The organism is Actinoalloteichus hymeniacidonis (assembly GCF_014203365.1).
In the GTDB taxonomy this organism is placed as follows: domain Bacteria; phylum Actinomycetota; class Actinomycetes; order Mycobacteriales; family Pseudonocardiaceae; genus Actinoalloteichus_A; species Actinoalloteichus_A hymeniacidonis.
Map to the genome: position 1 here is coordinate 2,031,830 of NZ_JACHIS010000001.1, position 16,144 is coordinate 2,047,973.

10 protein-coding genes and 2 rRNA genes are annotated in these 16,144 nt (G+C 66.9%); all 12 read left to right on the plus strand.

The annotated features are described in order from the left end of the window. The first annotated feature begins 305 nt into the window (after positions 1-305). The 12 genes from BKA25_RS09120 to BKA25_RS09175 all read left to right on the plus strand — a co-directional run bounded on the left by BKA25_RS09120 (position 306) and on the right by BKA25_RS09175 (position 16,140). A 23S ribosomal RNA gene (locus tag BKA25_RS09120) occupies positions 306-3,417 on the plus strand. 148 nt (positions 3,418-3,565) lie between these two features. Beyond that, a 5S ribosomal RNA gene (rrf, locus tag BKA25_RS09125) occupies positions 3,566-3,682 on the plus strand. 1,690 nt (positions 3,683-5,372) lie between these two features. Next, positions 5,373-6,338, plus strand: coding sequence for a hypothetical protein (locus BKA25_RS09130; protein WP_184285082.1), 966 nt, complete (start codon positions 5,373-5,375; stop codon positions 6,336-6,338). 14 nt (positions 6,339-6,352) lie between these two features. After that, a complete protein-coding gene (locus BKA25_RS09135; RefSeq protein WP_069850617.1) occupies positions 6,353-7,438 on the plus strand; it encodes an HAD-IIA family hydrolase in 1,086 nt (361 codons plus the stop codon). A 37-nt stretch (positions 7,439-7,475) separates the two neighbouring features. Next, entirely contained in the window at positions 7,476-7,688 is a 213-nt protein-coding gene (locus tag BKA25_RS09140; RefSeq protein WP_069850615.1) for a hypothetical protein, read from the plus strand. A 2-nt stretch (positions 7,689-7,690) separates the two neighbouring features. Next, positions 7,691-8,566 carry a TlyA family RNA methyltransferase gene (locus BKA25_RS09145; protein WP_069850614.1) on the plus strand — a complete coding sequence of 292 codons (876 nt, stop codon included), beginning with the start codon at positions 7,691-7,693 and terminating at the stop codon, positions 8,564-8,566. Beyond that, the gene (locus BKA25_RS09150; protein ID WP_069850612.1) at positions 8,563-9,456 is read left to right on the plus strand and encodes an NAD kinase; all 894 of its coding nucleotides are present in this window, start codon (positions 8,563-8,565) and stop codon (positions 9,454-9,456) included. Before BKA25_RS09145 ends, BKA25_RS09150 begins: the two co-directional genes overlap by 4 nt. Positions 9,457-9,567: 111 nt before the next feature. Beyond that, the gene (gene recN, locus BKA25_RS09155) at positions 9,568-11,358 is read left to right on the plus strand and encodes a DNA repair protein RecN (protein ID WP_069850610.1); all 1,791 of its coding nucleotides are present in this window, start codon (positions 9,568-9,570) and stop codon (positions 11,356-11,358) included. A gap of 63 nt (positions 11,359-11,421) precedes the next feature. Continuing rightward, positions 11,422-12,606 (plus strand): putative cytokinetic ring protein SteA, encoded by a 1,185-nt coding sequence (steA, locus tag BKA25_RS09160; RefSeq protein ID WP_069850609.1) that lies wholly within the window; start codon positions 11,422-11,424, stop codon positions 12,604-12,606. Then, complete coding sequence (locus BKA25_RS09165) at positions 12,603-13,631, plus strand: copper transporter (protein ID WP_069850607.1); 1,029 nt, start codon at positions 12,603-12,605, stop codon at positions 13,629-13,631. The genes steA and BKA25_RS09165 overlap by 4 nt, the downstream gene beginning before the upstream one ends. Positions 13,632-13,774: 143 nt before the next feature. Then, entirely contained in the window at positions 13,775-15,484 is a 1,710-nt protein-coding gene (gene pyrG, locus BKA25_RS09170) for a CTP synthase (RefSeq protein ID WP_375791849.1), read from the plus strand. Then, positions 15,481-16,140 carry an NUDIX domain-containing protein gene (locus BKA25_RS09175; RefSeq protein ID WP_069850604.1) on the plus strand — a complete coding sequence of 220 codons (660 nt, stop codon included), beginning with the start codon at positions 15,481-15,483 and terminating at the stop codon, positions 16,138-16,140. The genes pyrG and BKA25_RS09175 overlap by 4 nt, the downstream gene beginning before the upstream one ends. Positions 16,141-16,144: the final 4 nt, after the last annotated feature.

The following is a 16,144-nucleotide window of genomic DNA, read 5'->3' on the forward strand; positions in this document are numbered from 1 at the left end:
GGCTGCTCAGTGGATGTGGACTGCTGGTTACCCCCGATGGGGTGTGGTTGTCGGTGGTGTGAGTACTGCTTGCTTCGGTGGGCGTGGAAAGCATTCTGGTGGTCATGTCTGGTTGGGGTCGACACACTGTTGGGTCCTGAGAGAACACGGGGCCCCCTTGAAGGGGGTTGGGTGTCTCTTGGTTGTGAACAGATGGGTCTGTCCGTGGTGTCTATACCGCTTCCGTTGGTGGGGGTGGGTGGGTACTGGGTGCGGGTGGGTTCGTTGTTCTTTGAGAACTACACAGTGGACGCGAGCATCTTTGTGGTCAAGTTATTAAGGGCATACGGTGGATGTCTAGGCATCAGGAGCCGATGAAGGACGTAGGAGACTGCGATAATCCTCGGGGAGCTGTCAACCGAGCTATGAGCCGAGGGTGTCCGAATGGGGAAACCCGGCACCCGTCATGGGGTGTCACCCGCATCTGAATATATAGGGTGTGTGGAGGGAACGCGGGGAAGTGAAACATCTCAGTACCCGTAGGAAGAGAAAACAACCGTGATTCCGTGAGTAGTGGCGAGCGAAAGCGGAAGAGGCTAAACCGTGCACGTGTGATACCTGGCAGGGGTTGCGTGTGCGGGGTCGTGGGACCGATCGGCCGGCGCTGCTGAGCTGGCAAGGAGTGAGAAAACGTTGTGGTTAGCGGAAGGTGTCTGGAAAGCACCGGCGTAGAGGGTGATACTCCCGTACGCGAAAACCTGGCGTCTCCTGGTCGTGTTCCCAAGTAGCAGCGAGCTCGTGAAATTTGCTGTGAATCTGGCGGGACCACCCGCTAAGCCTAAATACTTCCTGATGACCGATAGCGGACTAGTACCGTGAGGGAAAGATGAAAAGTACCCCGGGAGGGGAGTGAAATAGTACCTGAACCCGTATGCCTACAAGCCGTCAGAGCCTTTCGGGGTGATGGCGTGCCTTTTGAAGAATGAGCCTGCGAGTTAGTGATATGTGGCGAGGTTAACCCGGGTGGGGTAGCCGTAGCGAAAGCGAGTCCTAATAGGGCGGTTGAGTCGCGTGTCCTAGACCCGAAGCGGAGTGATCTACCCATGGCCAGGGTGAAGCGCGGGTAAGACCGTGTGGAGGCCCGAACCCACCAGGGTTGAAAACCTGGGGGATGAGCTGTGGGTAGGGGTGAAAGGCCAGTCAAACTCCGTGATAGCTGGTTCTCCCCGAAATGCATTTAGGTGCAGCGTCACGTGTTTCTCATCTGAGGTAGAGCACTGGATGGCTAATGGGCCCTACAAGGTTACTGACGTCAGCCAAACTCCGAATGCGGGTGAGTGAGAGCGTGGCAGTGAGACTGCGGGGGATAAGCTTCGTAGTCGAGAGGGAAACAGCCCAGAACACCAGCTAAGGCCCCTAAGTGTGCGCTAAGTGGGAAAGGATGTGGGGTCGCCCAGACAACCAGGAGGTTGGCTTAGAAGCAGCCATCCTTTAAAGAGTGCGTAATAGCTCACTGGTCAAGTGGTCCTGCGCCGATAATGTAGCGGGGCTCAAGCGCACCGCCGAAGCTGTGTCATTCACACGTGTGCTCGGCCTGGTTTTCGGATCAGGTCTAGGTGTGTGGATGGGTAGGGGAGCGTCGTGCATCGGGTGAAGCGGCCGTGGAAACGAGTCGTGGATGGTGTGCGAGTGAGAATGCAGGCATGAGTAGCGAAAGCAGAGTGAGAAACTCTGCCGCCGTATGACCAAGGGTTCCTGGGCCAGGTTATTCCGCCCAGGGTAAGTCGGGACCTAAGGCGAGGCCGACAGGCGTAGTCGATGGACAACGGGTTGATATTCCCGTACCCGTGTGGATGCGCCCATGGCGAGGCTGGTGATACTAACCGCCCGGATTATTGTTGCCCTTTCGGGGGTGGTGGTGGTCTGCGCGGGATCTGAGCTGGTAGTAGTCAAGTGATGGGGTGACGCAGGAGGGTAGCTCCGCCAGTGAGTGGTAGTACTGGTGTAAGCGTGTAGCCTGCTCTGATAGGTAAATCCGTTGGAGCGTGATGGGTGAGACGTGATGCGTAGCCGATTGAGGCGAAGTAGAGTGAGCCCATGCTGCCGAGAAAAGCCTCTAGCGAGTATCCAGGCGGCCCGTACCCCAAACCGACACAGGTGGTCAGGTAGAGTATACCGAGGCGATCGGGTGAACTGTGGTTAAGGAACTCGGCAAAATGCCCCCGTAACTTCGGGAGAAGGGGGGCCGTGTGGCGTGAAGCCTTTTTCGGGCTAGCGTTGTGTGGCCGCAGAGACCAGGGAGAAGCGACTGTTTATTAAAAACACAGGTCCGTGCGAAGTCGTAAGACGATGTATACGGACTGACGCCTGCCCGGTGCTGGAACGTTAAGGGGACCGCTTAGCTCCTTTGGGGGCGAAGGTGAGAACTTAAGCGCCAGTAAACGGCGGTGGTAACTATAACCATCCTAAGGTAGCGAAATTCCTTGTCGGGTAAGTTCCGACCTGCACGAATGGCGTAACGACTTCTCCGCTGTCTCAACCACAGGCCCGGCGAAATTGCACTACGAGTAAAGATGCTCGTTACGCGCGGCAGGACGGAAAGACCCCGGGACCTTTACTATAGCTTGGTATTGGTGTTCGGTTCGGCTTGTGTAGGATAGGTGGGAGACTGTGAAGCGATCACGCCAGTGGTTGTGGAGTCATCGTTGAAATACCACTCTGGTCGTACTGGATGTCTAACCTCGGACCCTGATCGGGTTCAGGGACAGTGCCTGGTGGGTAGTTTAACTGGGGCGGTTGCCTCCCAAAGGGTAACGGAGGCGCCCAAAGGTTCCCTCAGCCTGGTTGGCAATCAGGTGTTGAGTGTAAGTGCACAAGGGAGCTTGACTGTGAGACTGACGGGTCGAGCAGGGACGAAAGTCGGGACTAGTGATCCGGCACTGGCTGGTGGAAGCGGTGTCGCTCAACGGATAAAAGGTACCCCGGGGATAACAGGCTGATCTTGCCCAAGAGTCCATATCGACGGCATGGTTTGGCACCTCGATGTCGGCTCGTCGCATCCTGGGGCTGGAGTAGGTCCCAAGGGTTGGGCTGTTCGCCCATTAAAGCGGCACGCGAGCTGGGTTTAGAACGTCGTGAGACAGTTCGGTCCCTATCCGCCGCGCGCGTAGGATACTTGCGGAAGGCTGTCCCTAGTACGAGAGGACCGGGATGGACGAACCTCTGGTGTGCCAGTTGTACCGCCAGGTGCATGGCTGGTTGGCTACGTTCGGGAGGGATAACCGCTGAAAGCATCTAAGCGGGAAGCCTGTTCCTAGATGAGGTGTCCCACCCTTTGTGGGTTAAGGCCCCCAGTAGACCACTGGGTTGATAGGCTCGAGATGGAAGCTCGGTAACGGGTGGAGTTGACGGGTACTAATAGGCCGAGGACTTGCTCACGAAGGTGCTACGCGTCCACTGTGTGGTTCTGAAGGAACAACCCTGACCGGGTTGTGTCTCTTCGGGGTCTGGAGCATTCAGGTTTTTCCTGTGTGTTTCGGGTTCGGGGGAGGGACAGCGGGTGGTTGGGTTGTTTGTTCGCAGGTGTGTCGGTGGTCATAGCGGTGGGGAAACGCCCGGTCCCATTCCGAACCCGGAAGCTAAGCCCTCCAGCGCCGATGGTACTGCACCCGTGGGGGTGTGGGAGAGTAGGACGCCGCCGACCTTTACCTCAACCGATGGGTGGGGGAGAGACTGGTTGAAGCACCTTTGAATGGTGCTCCCGGTTTCTCCTCCACCCATTTTTTTGTGCTTGAAGACAGGTAGCCGACCTGCCCACGACATGATGTCGGAATCTGCGGCTACCGTGTTCATAGGTATGTCGTTTTCGTTCAGCATGTTGTTCAGCAGGAGGTCTCGTGTCCGGTTCAACAGAGCGGTCCGGCGGTAACAGCCACCGCTCGAATGGTCACTCTGGGTCTGGTCGTGGCCCTGGAGGTGGCGATCGGGCGCGAGACGGAAAGTACTCCGGTTCGCGTGGGGACTCCCGCGATCGCGGCGACCGTGGTCGTGACCGGGACGGTGGTCGTGACGACCGCCGTAGCCCACAGCGGTCCGGGGACAGCCGAGGGTCGCGGCCCGCAGGCGGTGGCGACAGAGGAAGGCGGAGCGATCCGCCGCGTGGCGGGGATCGTCGCGATGGGGACCGAGGCGGCGCCCCACGTCGAGACGGATTCTCCGGCCGAGACAACCGCGACAGCCGGGACAATCGCGACCGGCCTCGTCAGGGCGGATACGGCGCGCCGCGTGGTGACCGGGAGCGCTCCGGGTCGCAGGGCAATGATCGACGGGGCTACGGCGGCGACTCTCGGGACCGGGCGGGCTCCGGCGACAACCGGTCGCGCGGTGGCCAGGGTGATCGCGGGAGGTTCTCCGATCGCCGTGACGATCGAGGCTCCGCGACCCCGAGGGGCGCCGCTGACCGTCGGGCGTCTTCTGACAACCGCTCCGGTGGTTGGTCCCGTGGCTCGGACCGTTCGGACTCCGCAGGCGGCCGCGAACGCAGGTTCGATGGCAATAGCGGCCGGTCTGGTGGCGACGACCGTCCCCGTCGATACGACCGACCCGAGCGTCGGGACGACTCGTCCTCGGGCGGCTACCGCTCTGACCGAGGCGGCAGTGGCGGCCCTCGTCGAGACGACGACCGAGGCCCCCGCCGTTATGACGGGCCGAGGCGGTCCGACTTCACCGCAGGCCGAGGCGCCTCGAACCGTTCGGATCGACCTGCAGGTTCGCGTGACTCCCGGTCGGGCGGCTCGGCTCCGCGTCGAGACTTCGGTGGCAGCCGGGATTCGGGTAGCCGGGACTCCGGTGGCCGAGGCTTCGAGCGCCGTGATTCCCCTCGCCGCTCCGATGATCGGCGTCCCAGCGGCGGCTCGGATCGTCGTTCCTACGATCGCGGCCCGTCCCGCAGGCCGGACGGCGATCGACGCAACGATGATCGCCCCCGTTTCGACGACCGTCGGCCCAGCCGTGATGGAGACCGGCGCGATTCCTCCGCCAACCGGCCGGAGCGGTCCTTCAATCAGCGGTCGTCCGACGGTGACCGTCGGACCGGCGAATCGAGTGCACGCTCGGATCGGCCCGAGCGCTCCTACGACCGCAGGCCGCCTCGGGACGACGACCGCCGGGGCTCGTTCGCAGGCCGCTCGGATCGGTCTGAGCGCTCGTATGACCGTAGGCCGCCCCGTGACGACGATCGTCGCGGCGGCGGACAGGGTGGGCGTTCCGACCGGCCCGCCCGCTCCTTCGGCGACCGCGATCGCAGCTCGGGTGGACCCGCTCGCGATCGCTTCGCCTCGCGCGGCGACGACCGTCGGCCCTCGGATCGGCGTCGGGACGACCGGGCACCCTCGGTGCCCGAGCCACAGCTGCCCGAGGACATCGAGCTGACCGACCTCGACCCCGGTGCCCGGCGTGCGCTGGGTTCGCTGTCCATGAGCCTGGCCGAACTCGTCGGCCGCCACCTGGTGGCCGCAGGCCTGCTGGTGGACGAGGACCCGCAGGCCGCACTGGCCCACGCCCGTTTCGCTCGCTCGAAGGCGGGCCGGATCGGTCTGGTCCGCGAGGCGGCAGGCGTCAGTGCCTATCACGCCGAGGAATGGGCTGAGGCCCTCACCGAGCTGCGGGCCGCGCGGCGGATGAGCGGCGGTCCCGGCATGATCGCGGTCATGGCGGACTGCGAGCGGGCACTGGGCAGGCCGGAACGCGCCCTGGACCTGCTGCGGTCGCCGGAGGCCTCCGCATTGCCTGCTGCGGAAGCCATCGAGCTGCGCATCGTGGCCGCCGGTGCCCGGCGAGACCTCGGCGAGTTGAACGCCGCCGTGGTCGCCCTGCAGGGCCCGGATCTCGACCCGAAGCGCAAGCAGCCGTGGAGCGCGCGCCTGTTCTACGCCTACGCCGACAACCTCGCCGCTGCAGGACGGGGCGAGGAGGCGGTGCGGTGGTTCCTCAACGCCGCCGAGGCCGATGACGCGGACGAGACCGATGCGTCGGAGCGCGCGAGCGATCTCGCCGACGAGCTCGCGGGCCGCACCCCACCACGCCGTTACGAGCCGATTCAAGAACCGAAGGCGAGCGACGACTCCGCTGAGCAAGACCGCGTGACGAAGGACCGCGAGGCCGAGGACACCGAGGAAGTCGCCGCTACCGAGGCGGTTGCCGAGGAGACTCCCGAGGACCGGAGCGGCAGCGCCGAGGCTGCGGAGTCGGCCGAGGCTGTCGACGAGCAGGTGGATGCGGCTGCCACGACGGAGGAACCGAAGTCCGACTCCGCCGCCGACGAGGACTCGGCCAAGGCCGACCCGCCGGCGGAGCGTTGATCGAGGAGGCACCAATGGGCGGCACTCCCGCCACCCGGAAGCAGACCGAGAGCGGTCCGAGGCTGGTGGACCGATACGACGCATTGCTGCTCGATCTGGACGGCACCGTGTTCCGGGGTGGCGAGCCGGTGGGCGACGCGCGAGCGACCCTGTCTCGGGCTCGGGCGGCGGGAGTGGCCCTGCGCTACGTGACCAACAACGCATCGCGGGCACCGGAGGACGTGGCAGCCCATCTGCGTGGCCTCGGTTTCGACGCCGAGATCGCCGAGGTGAGTACTTCGGCGCAGGCAGGCGCCGCAGTGTTGGCGGCAAAGCTCGAACCCGGTACCGAGGTACTGGTCGTCGGGTCGGCGGCGCTGCGAACGGAGGTCGAACAGGTCGGCCTGCGACCCGTCGCGGCGGCCGAGGCCGAATCGCCCGCGAACTTCACCGCGGTCATTCAGGGACACTCGGTCGCCACCGCCTGGCCCGACCTGGCGGCCGCCTGCGAAGCGATTCGGGCCGGGGCCTGGTGGGTGGCCTGCAATCTCGACCCCACGGTTCCGACCGAGCGGGGACTCCTGCCTGGGAACGGCTCGATGGTGGCCGCACTGCGGGCGGCCACCGGACGTGGTCCCGATCTGGCGGGCAAACCACGCTCGCCGTTGTTCGAGCAGGCGGCGAGCGGGCTCGGCGCGGTTCGCCCCCTGGTCGTCGGCGATCGGTTGGACACCGACATCGAGGGCGCGGTGAACAGCTCGATGGACTCGCTCCTGGTCCTCTCCGGAGTGACCGATCCCGCCGGTCTCCTCGCCGCAGATCCGATTCACCGCCCGGTGTTTCTCGCCACGGACCTCGGTGCGGTCTTCGACGATGCCGAGGAACTGCGGATCATCGAACAGGACCGGTGGGAGATTCGGGCCGTTGAGGGCGGATTGACCGTTCGCGCGCTGGACACGGCGCGGGAATCCGACGGCCCGCCGCTGGATCTCCTGCGGGCGCTCTGCGCCGCGTGGTGGTCGGCCTCTGCTGTCGGCGCGCTCCCGCTGGTCTGGGCGCACGACGAAATGTCCGATACCTCGGTGCGCGCACTCGGTCTGGGAGTCATGGCAGAGTATTGAGGGTGACCAGTTGGCGATCACGAGATGAGCGAGCCGGATGAACCGTGATCAGGGCCCCACGCCGATGCTTCTCGCAGCGGGTCCCTCCCGTGACACCGGGCCGGACCCCGCGACGTCGATCGCCGAGGTGGAGGAATCGGTCCGACAGCTCGACGGCTTGGACGAGTTGGACACCTCGGAGCACGTCGCGCGGTTCGACGCGGTACACACCGCGCTCAGTGATGCCCTCAGCGGCATCGATCGGATCTGATCGTGGCGCGACGAGTACGGCTGGACGCCGAGCTGGTGCGCCGGGGCCTGGCCAGGTCCAGGGAACAAGCGGTGGAACTGGTCAACGCGGGCCGGGTCCTGGTTCGGGGAATGGTCGCCAGCAAACCCGCCACGGCGGTGGAGACCGACGCGCCGGTGTTGGTCCAGTCCGATGAGGACGATCCCGGCTGGGCTTCTCGCGGTGCACACAAACTGGTCGGTGCGCTGGATGCCTTCGAACCGGCCGGGTTGAGTGCGGCCGGTCGTCGTTGTCTCGACGCAGGCGCATCGACCGGTGGGTTCACCGATGTGTTGCTGCGCCGCGATGCCGTCGAGGTCGTGGCGGCCGACGTCGGCTACGGCCAGCTCGTGTGGCGGCTCCAGACCGACGACCGGGTGCATGTGCTGGATCGCACCAATGTCCGTGCGCTGACCCCGGAACTCATCGGCGGACCGGTTGATCTGGTGGTCGCCGATCTGTCGTTCATCTCGCTGCGCCTGGTGTTGCCCTCGTTGGCCTCCTGCGCCGCGCCGGGCGCCGATCTGCTGCCGATGGTCAAGCCGCAGTTCGAGGTGGGCCGGAACAGACTCGGTTCCGGTGGCGTTGTTCGTGATCCGGCGCTGCGGGTGGAGGCGGTCCTGGAGGTGATCCGGGTTGCGCAACAACACGATCTGGTGTTCCGGGGCGTGATCGCCAGCCCGTTGCCCGGCCCAGCAGGCAATGTGGAGTACTTCCTCTGGCTGACCAAGGCCGGAGCACCACCCGAGCAGGGCGGCGAGCAGCCGGATTCCACGGTGGAATCGGCCGTCGTCCCGAGCATGGAGGCAGCCGACGTGGAGCAGGCGGTCCGGGACGCGGTGCGGGAGGGCCCGCGATGACCCGCGAGGTACTCCTGGTGGTCCACACCGGCAGGGAGGCCAGCAGGCGCACCGCGCACGACGTCGCCGCGATGTTCGCCGAGGCCGATATCGCGCTGCGAGTGTTGGCCGACGAGGCCCCCGACCTCGACGCGGCTCGCTACGACCGGGTGGTGGAACCGGGGCCGGAGGCGGCGGCAGGCGTTGAACTGGTCTTCGTCCTCGGTGGTGACGGGACGTTGTTGCGTGCGGCCGAACTCGCCCGCCCCGCCAGGGTCCCCGTGCTGGGGGTGAACCTCGGACGGGTCGGTTTCCTGGCGGAAGCGGATGCCGAACACGTCGAGGAGGCCGTTCAGGCGGTCATCCGCCGGGACTATCAGGTCGACGAGCGGATGACGCTCAACGTCGTGGCCTATCACAACGGCGAGGTCATCGCGCAGGACTGGGCCCTCAACGAGGCCAGTATGGAGAAGAGCAGCCGGGAGCGAATCCTCGACGTCGTCGTGGAGGTCGACGGCAGGCCTGTGTCGGCTTTCGGTTGCGACGGGGTCCTGTGTGCCACGCCCACCGGTTCGACCGCGTACGCGTTCTCCGCGGGCGGCCCGGTGATCTGGCCGGAGGTGCCCGCGATGCTGGTGCTGCCCAGCAATGCGCACGCCCTGTTCTCCCGATCCCTGGTGGTGGCCTGGACGTCGGTGGTCGCCGTCGAGATCGATGCGGGCGGCCATCCTGCGGTGTTGTGCTGTGACGGCCGTCGCACCGTCGAGCTACCGGCGGGCGCCAGGGTCGAGGTGTTGGCAGGCGACCTACCGGTGGGCCTGGTGCGCCTGCGTCCCGCCCCGTTCACCGACCGGCTGACCCGCAAGTTCTCCCTACCGGTGCAGGGCTGGCGCGGACCCGTCGACGACTGAGCGTCCAGACACCCGACAGGCCCGGTTTCCCATGGTGCACCGGCCGTCGACGGGTGGGTGAGTGCGCCCGAGTATTCCCGGCTGTCTCGCCTCGGCGATAGGGTTCGGGGTGTGTTGGCCGAGATGCGAATCCAGGGCCTCGGCGTCATCGACGAGGCCACCCTCGAATTGCACCCCGGTTTGACCGTGGTGACGGGCGAGACGGGTGCGGGCAAGACGATGGTCGTCACCGGACTCCACCTGCTCAGTGGGGGACGTGCCGAGTCCTCTCGGGTGCGGTCGGGCGCCGAGCGGACGGTCGTCGAAGGACGATTCCGGATCGAGAGCACCGACGGCGCCGCGAAGGTGGCCGCCGATGTGGGCGCCGATCCCGATGAGGACGGCAGCCTGATCGCGGTACGAACCGTGAACGCCGACGGCAGATCCCGCGCCCACCTCGGTGGTCGGTCGGTACCGATCGGAGTGTTGGCGCAACTGGCCGAACAGGCTTTGGCCGTGCACGGCCAGAACGACCAGTTGCGATTGCTGCGCGGCAGCGAGCAACGCGCGGTGCTGGATCGCTTCGCGGGTGACCCGGTGCTGTCGCCGCTGGGCGACTATCGGCGGGTCCGGGCCGAGTGGCTCAGCGTCGCCGAGGAGCTCCGACTGCGTGCCGAGCAGGCCAAGGAGTTGGCGCGCGAGGCCAGCATCCTTCGACACGGTCTCACCGAGATCGAGGCGTTGGACCCGCAGCCCGGTGAGGACGAGGAACTCGTCGAGGAGGCGAAGCGGCTCGCCGACGCCGACCAGCTGCGGGCGGCTGCCTTCGGCGCCCAACTGGCCTTGACGGGTGCCGCCGATGGCGATCCCGACCAACCTGGCGCGCTGGGCATGCTCGGTGACGCCCGACGGCGACTCATCGGTGCCGACGACACCCAGCTGCGCGAACTCGAACCGAGGCTGGGCGAGGCGATCGCGCTCTTGGTCGATGTCGGCGCCGAGCTCGGGGCATATCTGGACCGGCTGGACGCCGATCCGGCGCGACTGGAACGGGTGTTGTCCCGACAGGCGGAATTGAAGGCGCTCACCAGGAAGTACGCCGCCGACATCGACGGTGTGCTGGCCTGGGCGGAGGATGCCAGGCAACGACTGTCTCTTGCGGACGGTTCCGACGGGGTGCTCGATGCGCTGGCCAAGCGGCGCGACGAGTTGGAGGAGGAACTGGTCGGGCATGCCGAACGGGTCGGGGCCGCCAGGGTGGCGGCGTCCAACGAGCTGGGCAAGGCCGTGTCGGCGGAGCTGGCAGGCTTGGCGATGTCCTCGGCACGCATCGAGGTCGCGGTGCTCCGCAAGCGGGCGGTGCCCACCGACGACGCCGTGCTGACCATGGACGGCCAGCGAGTCCAGGCCGGGCCGGACGGCGTCGACGATGTGGAGCTGCGGCTGATCGCCCACGAGGGGGCCCCGGCGCTGCCCGTGCAGAAGGGCGCTTCCGGCGGTGAGCTGTCCAGGGTGATGCTGGCCTTGGAGGTGGTCCTCGCCGACTCCGATCCGGTGCCCACCATGGTGTTCGACGAGGTCGACGCCGGAGTCGGTGGCCGTGCCGCAGTCGAGGTCGGACGCAGGCTGGCGCGGCTGGCCGTCTCCCATCAGGTCGTCGTCGTCACCCACCTGCCCCAGGTAGCGGCCTACGCCGACCGGCATCTGGTGGTGCATAAGGGATCGGGATCCGGGATTACCGCGAGCAGCGTCCGCACCGTCAGCGAGGCCGACCGGGTGGTGGAACTGGCCAGGATGCTGGCGGGGATGGACTCCACCGAGACTGGTCGGGCGCACGCCGAGGAGTTGCTCAGCGTGGCGGAGCGCGATCGAGGGTCATTCGGTTCAGGGAAGCGATCTGCCCGTCCGGGTGGGACTGCCTGAGGGGCCACTGATCCTGGGCGTGTCCGCACGCCGTAACCGCGCCCTCCTTGTCACCATCGCCGAATGAAGCTCACCGGTTTGTTGACTCGGCGTAAGCAATCCCTGCCGGGAGTGACCGGAACGGTTCGGGTCGAGCGGCACGGCGACGACCTGATCCGACGGATCTGTCCCGGTGACATCGCGGTGATCGATCAGACCGACCTGGATCGGCGCACTGCGGATGCCCTGGTGGCGGCGCGCGCCGCAGCGGTGCTCAACATGACGACCTCGATCTCCGGGCGCTTCCCCAATCTCGGCCCGGAACGACTGTTGGACGCCGGGATCCCGCTGATCGACGAGGTCGGCGACGATCTGCTGCTCACGGTCAAGGACGGGACGCGGGTGCGGTTGCACGGCGGCGTCCTGTACTCCGGTGACCTGGTGGTCGCCGAAGGTGTGGAGCTGACCCCCGACTCGGTGGCCGATCGACTGGTCGAGGCCAAGGAGGGCATGTCCGCGCAGCTGGTCGCCTTCTCCGCCGACACCATGGAGTTCCTTCGGTTGGAACGCGGCCTGCTGCTGGATGGCGCGGGCGTTCCCGATCTCGGGGTGGAACTGAGCGGACGACTCGTGGTGGTCGTGGCACCGGGACCGGATCACGAGGTGCAACTGCGTCGGCTGCATCGGTTCATCAAGGAATGGCGCCCGGTGCTGATCGGTGTCGACGAGGGCGCGGACACCATTCGCAGCCAGCGCCTGCGGCCGGACGTCATCGTCTGCGACCCGGATCGGATCCACATCGACACCCTGCGCTGTGGCGCGGAGGTGGTGGTGCCCGGTCTGCCGGACGGCGATGCTCCCGGCCTGGATCGCGCGCAGGACAACGGTGTCGCGGCGGTCGCCTTCAGATCCACGGCGAACCCGGAGGATCTCGCTCTGCTCCTGGCGGAGGACAACGGCGCCGATCTCGTGGTCGCCGTCGGCTGCGAGGCGACGCTGCACGAGTTCCTCGATCGTGGCCGAACCGGTTCCAACCCGTCGACGGTGCTGACCCGGCTTCGGTTGGGCGGCAGGTTGTTGGATTCCGAGGCGGTGGTGACGTTGCACCGCAGCCGGGTCACGTCCGGCGCGGTGGCCCTGCTTCTCGCGGCGGTGGCCATCGTGATGGTGGTCGCGGTCGCGGTGTCCGGTCTTGCCCCGCTCTACACCCAGCTCACTCTCGACGGCATCGCCGATTTCACCACCTGGTTGAGGGGTTTCTTCGCATGATCACCCTGCGTTATCACATTGTCGCCTTCGCCGCGATGTTCCTGGCGCTGGCCGTGGGCGTGGTGCTGGGCTCCACCGCCATCAGTGATCGGCTGCTCGCCAGCATGGGAACGGGCTCGTCCGCCGAGCTACCGGACCGGATCGCCGAGTTGGAGGCCGAACAGGCCGAGTTGACCGCGCGCGCGGGCCAGGCCGACACCTTCGCGGCCGAGGTCGCCGCCGGTGCGGTGGCGGGCAGGCTGACCGGGCTCAGCGTGACGATGGTCAGCACCTCGGCCGCCGAAAGCGAGGATCGCGATGCGACCCGCGACCTGATCGTCGAGGCGGGCGGAACCGTGGCCGGCGAGCTCGCACTCACCGACGGCTTCACCGATCCGGCGCGGGCCGATCAACTCCGCGACCTGGTGCGTGGCGTTCTGCCTGCGGGTGTGCAACTCCCGACCGCCGCCGATCCCGGGACCATGGCAGGCGGCCTGTTGGGCGCGCTGTTGTTGATCGACGAGGAGACCGGTCAACCCCAGGCCTCGCCGGAGGAGGGCGCGGCCGCGCTGGGCGGGCTGATCGACGGCGGCTTCGTTCAGGCGGGCGCCGATGCGAGCCCCGCCGAACTCGTCGTCGTGCTGGACGGCGGTGCGGACGACGTCGGTGACCGGGCCTCCGTGGTGGCCCGTTTCGCGGCTCAGCTGGACCGCGCGGGCGCAGGCGCGGTGTTGACGGGACACCGGGACGCCGCGGCGCGTACGGGATCGATCGGCCACGTCCGAGGCGACGCATCGGCGGCGAGCATCCTGTCCACGGTGGACAGCCTGGACCGTGCTGAGGCCCGTATCGCCGTGGTCCTCGCCTTGGGCGAACAACACGCGGGCGGCGCAGGCCATTACGGGTTCGCCGATGGGGCGGCTGGACTGCTGCCCGCCGATCCGGGTCTCCGGACCGTTGTGGTCGACACACCGGACGAGTCGGGCGGCACACCGGAGGAGACGGCGGCGGAGGACGTCGATCAGACATCCCTCGGCGGCGGATGACCTGCGTATCGCCCCCGTGAGTGGGCTGCGGGTGCCACGTGGTGTTACGTTAAGACCCCGTGGATCGGTATCACGCCGTCCTCCCAGAAGCTAGTCCGAACCGGTGACGGTCGGTGAATCGGGAACCACGGGGAGCCCTCTTGGTGCTGCAAGCACGCACGATCAAACACGTCTTCGTCACGGGAGGCGTCGCGTCCTCCCTTGGGAAAGGGCTGACGGCATCCAGTCTGGGGCAGCTGCTCACGGCGCGTGGCCTTCGGGTCACCATGCAGAAGCTCGACCCCTATCTCAATGTCGACCCCGGCACCATGAATCCGTTCCAGCACGGCGAGGTGTTCATCACCGAGGACGGCGCGGAGACCGACCTCGACGTCGGACACTACGAACGGTTCCTGGACCGCGACCTGTCCGGCCGGGCCAACGTGACCACCGGCCAGGTCTACTCCACGGTGATCGCCAAGGAACGCCGTGGCGAGTACCTCGGGGACACGGTGCAGGTCATCCCGCACATCACCGACGAGATCAAGTCGCGTATCCGGGCGATGGCCGAACCCGACGAGGACGGCATCACCCCGGATGTGGTGATCACCGAGGTCGGTGGCACCGTCGGTGATATCGAGTCGCTGCCGTTCCTGGAGGCTTGCCGCCAGGTGCGGCACGATCTCGGCCGGGACAACTGCTTCTTCCTGCATGTCTCGCTGGTGCCGTATCTGGCGCCCTCCGGCGAGCTCAAGACCAAGCCGACGCAGCACTCGGTGGCGGCCCTGCGCAACATCGGTATCCAGCCGGACGCGATCGTCTGCCGGTCGGACCGGGAGATCCCGGCATCGCTCAAGCGCAAGATCGCGCTGATGTGCGATGTCGACAACGACGGGGTCGTCGCGGCCCCGGACGCCCGCTCGATCTACGACATCCCCCGCGTTCTGCACACCGAGGGACTGGACGCCTTCATGGTGCGCAGGCTCGGCCTGCCGTTCCGGGACGTCGACTGGCAGGTCTGGAGCGACCTGCTGGACCGGGTTCATCAGCCCTCCGAGACGGTGCGCATCGCGTTGGTCGGCAAGTACGTCGATCTGCCCGACGCCTACCTCTCGGTCACCGAGGCACTGCGCGCGGGTGGATTCGCCCATCACGCGAAGGTGGAGATCGCCTGGGTGCCCTCCGACCAGTGCGACACCGACGAGGGCGCTGCCAGCGCATTGGCCGGGGTCGACGGCGTCCTGGTCCCCGGCGGGTTCGGCGTGCGGGGCATCGAGGGCAAGGTCGGTGCGATCCGCTACGCCCGTACCCATCAGATCCCGATCCTGGGATTGTGTCTCGGTCTGCAGTGCATGGTGATCGATGTGGCCAGGGACCTGGCCGGAATCACCGAGGCGAACTCCGCCGAATTCGGCGAGGACGGCCCGCATCCGGTGATCAGCACCATGGCCGATCAGAAGTCGGTCGTCGCAGGCGAGCGGGACATGGGCGGCACGATGCGGCTGGGTGCCTACCCGGCTCGACTGGCTGCGGGGACCGTGACGGCCAAGGCGTACGGCACCACCGAGGTCTCCGAACGGCACCGGCACCGCTACGAGGTGAACAACGCCTACCGGGACCGGCTCGCCGATGCGGGACTGGTGTTCGCGGGTCTGTCGCCGGACGAGCGGCTGGTGGAGTTCGTCGAGCTGCCCCAGGACGTGCACCCGTTCTTCGTGGGCACCCAGGCGCATCCCGAGCTCAAGAGCAGGCCGACTCGGCCGCACCCACTGTTCGCCGCGTTCGTGCGGGCCTCGGTCGATTACAAGGCGCAGGAGCGGCTTCCGGTGACGCTGCCGGACACCGCGCCGACCACGGCAGGGGCCTCTCGATGACCGAGTCGGAGCCGATCGAGCGCACGGCCGGCCGCCACGAGTTCCGCACGCTGGGCAGCGAGGACCTGTACCAGGGTGCCGTGATGGCGTTGCGAGCCGACGACATCGAGATGCCCGGCGGTGTCACGGGTCGCCGTGAGGTCGTGGAACATCCCGGTGCGGTGGCGATCGTCGCGATCGACGACGAAGGCCGGGTGGTGTTGATCCACCAGTACCGGCATCCACTGGGCCGACGGCTGTGGGAGTTGCCCGCCGGGCTGCTCGACCTGGCGGGGGAGCCGCCGGTGGAGACCGCTCGCCGGGAGCTGGCCGAAGAGGTGTCGCTGTCGGCCTCGCAGTGGTCGGTGCTGGCCGATGTGGCCGCGTCGCCGGGATTCACCGACGAGGTGGTCCGGGTGTTCCTCGCCACGGACCTGCACGAGGTCGAGACGATGGCGGCCGAAGGCAACGAGGAGGCGGACCTGGTGGTGCACCGGGTGCCCTTGGACGAGGCGGTGCGGATGGTCGTGGCAGGCGAGATCGTCAACGCGTCGACCGCGACCGGGTTGCTCGCGGCTCGCGCCGTGTTGACCGGGCTCGCCGAAGCCAGGGACGTCGATGCACCGTGGTCCGACCGCCCGATGCGTTGGGCGGCGCGGAAGGCAGGCCGGGACTGATCAG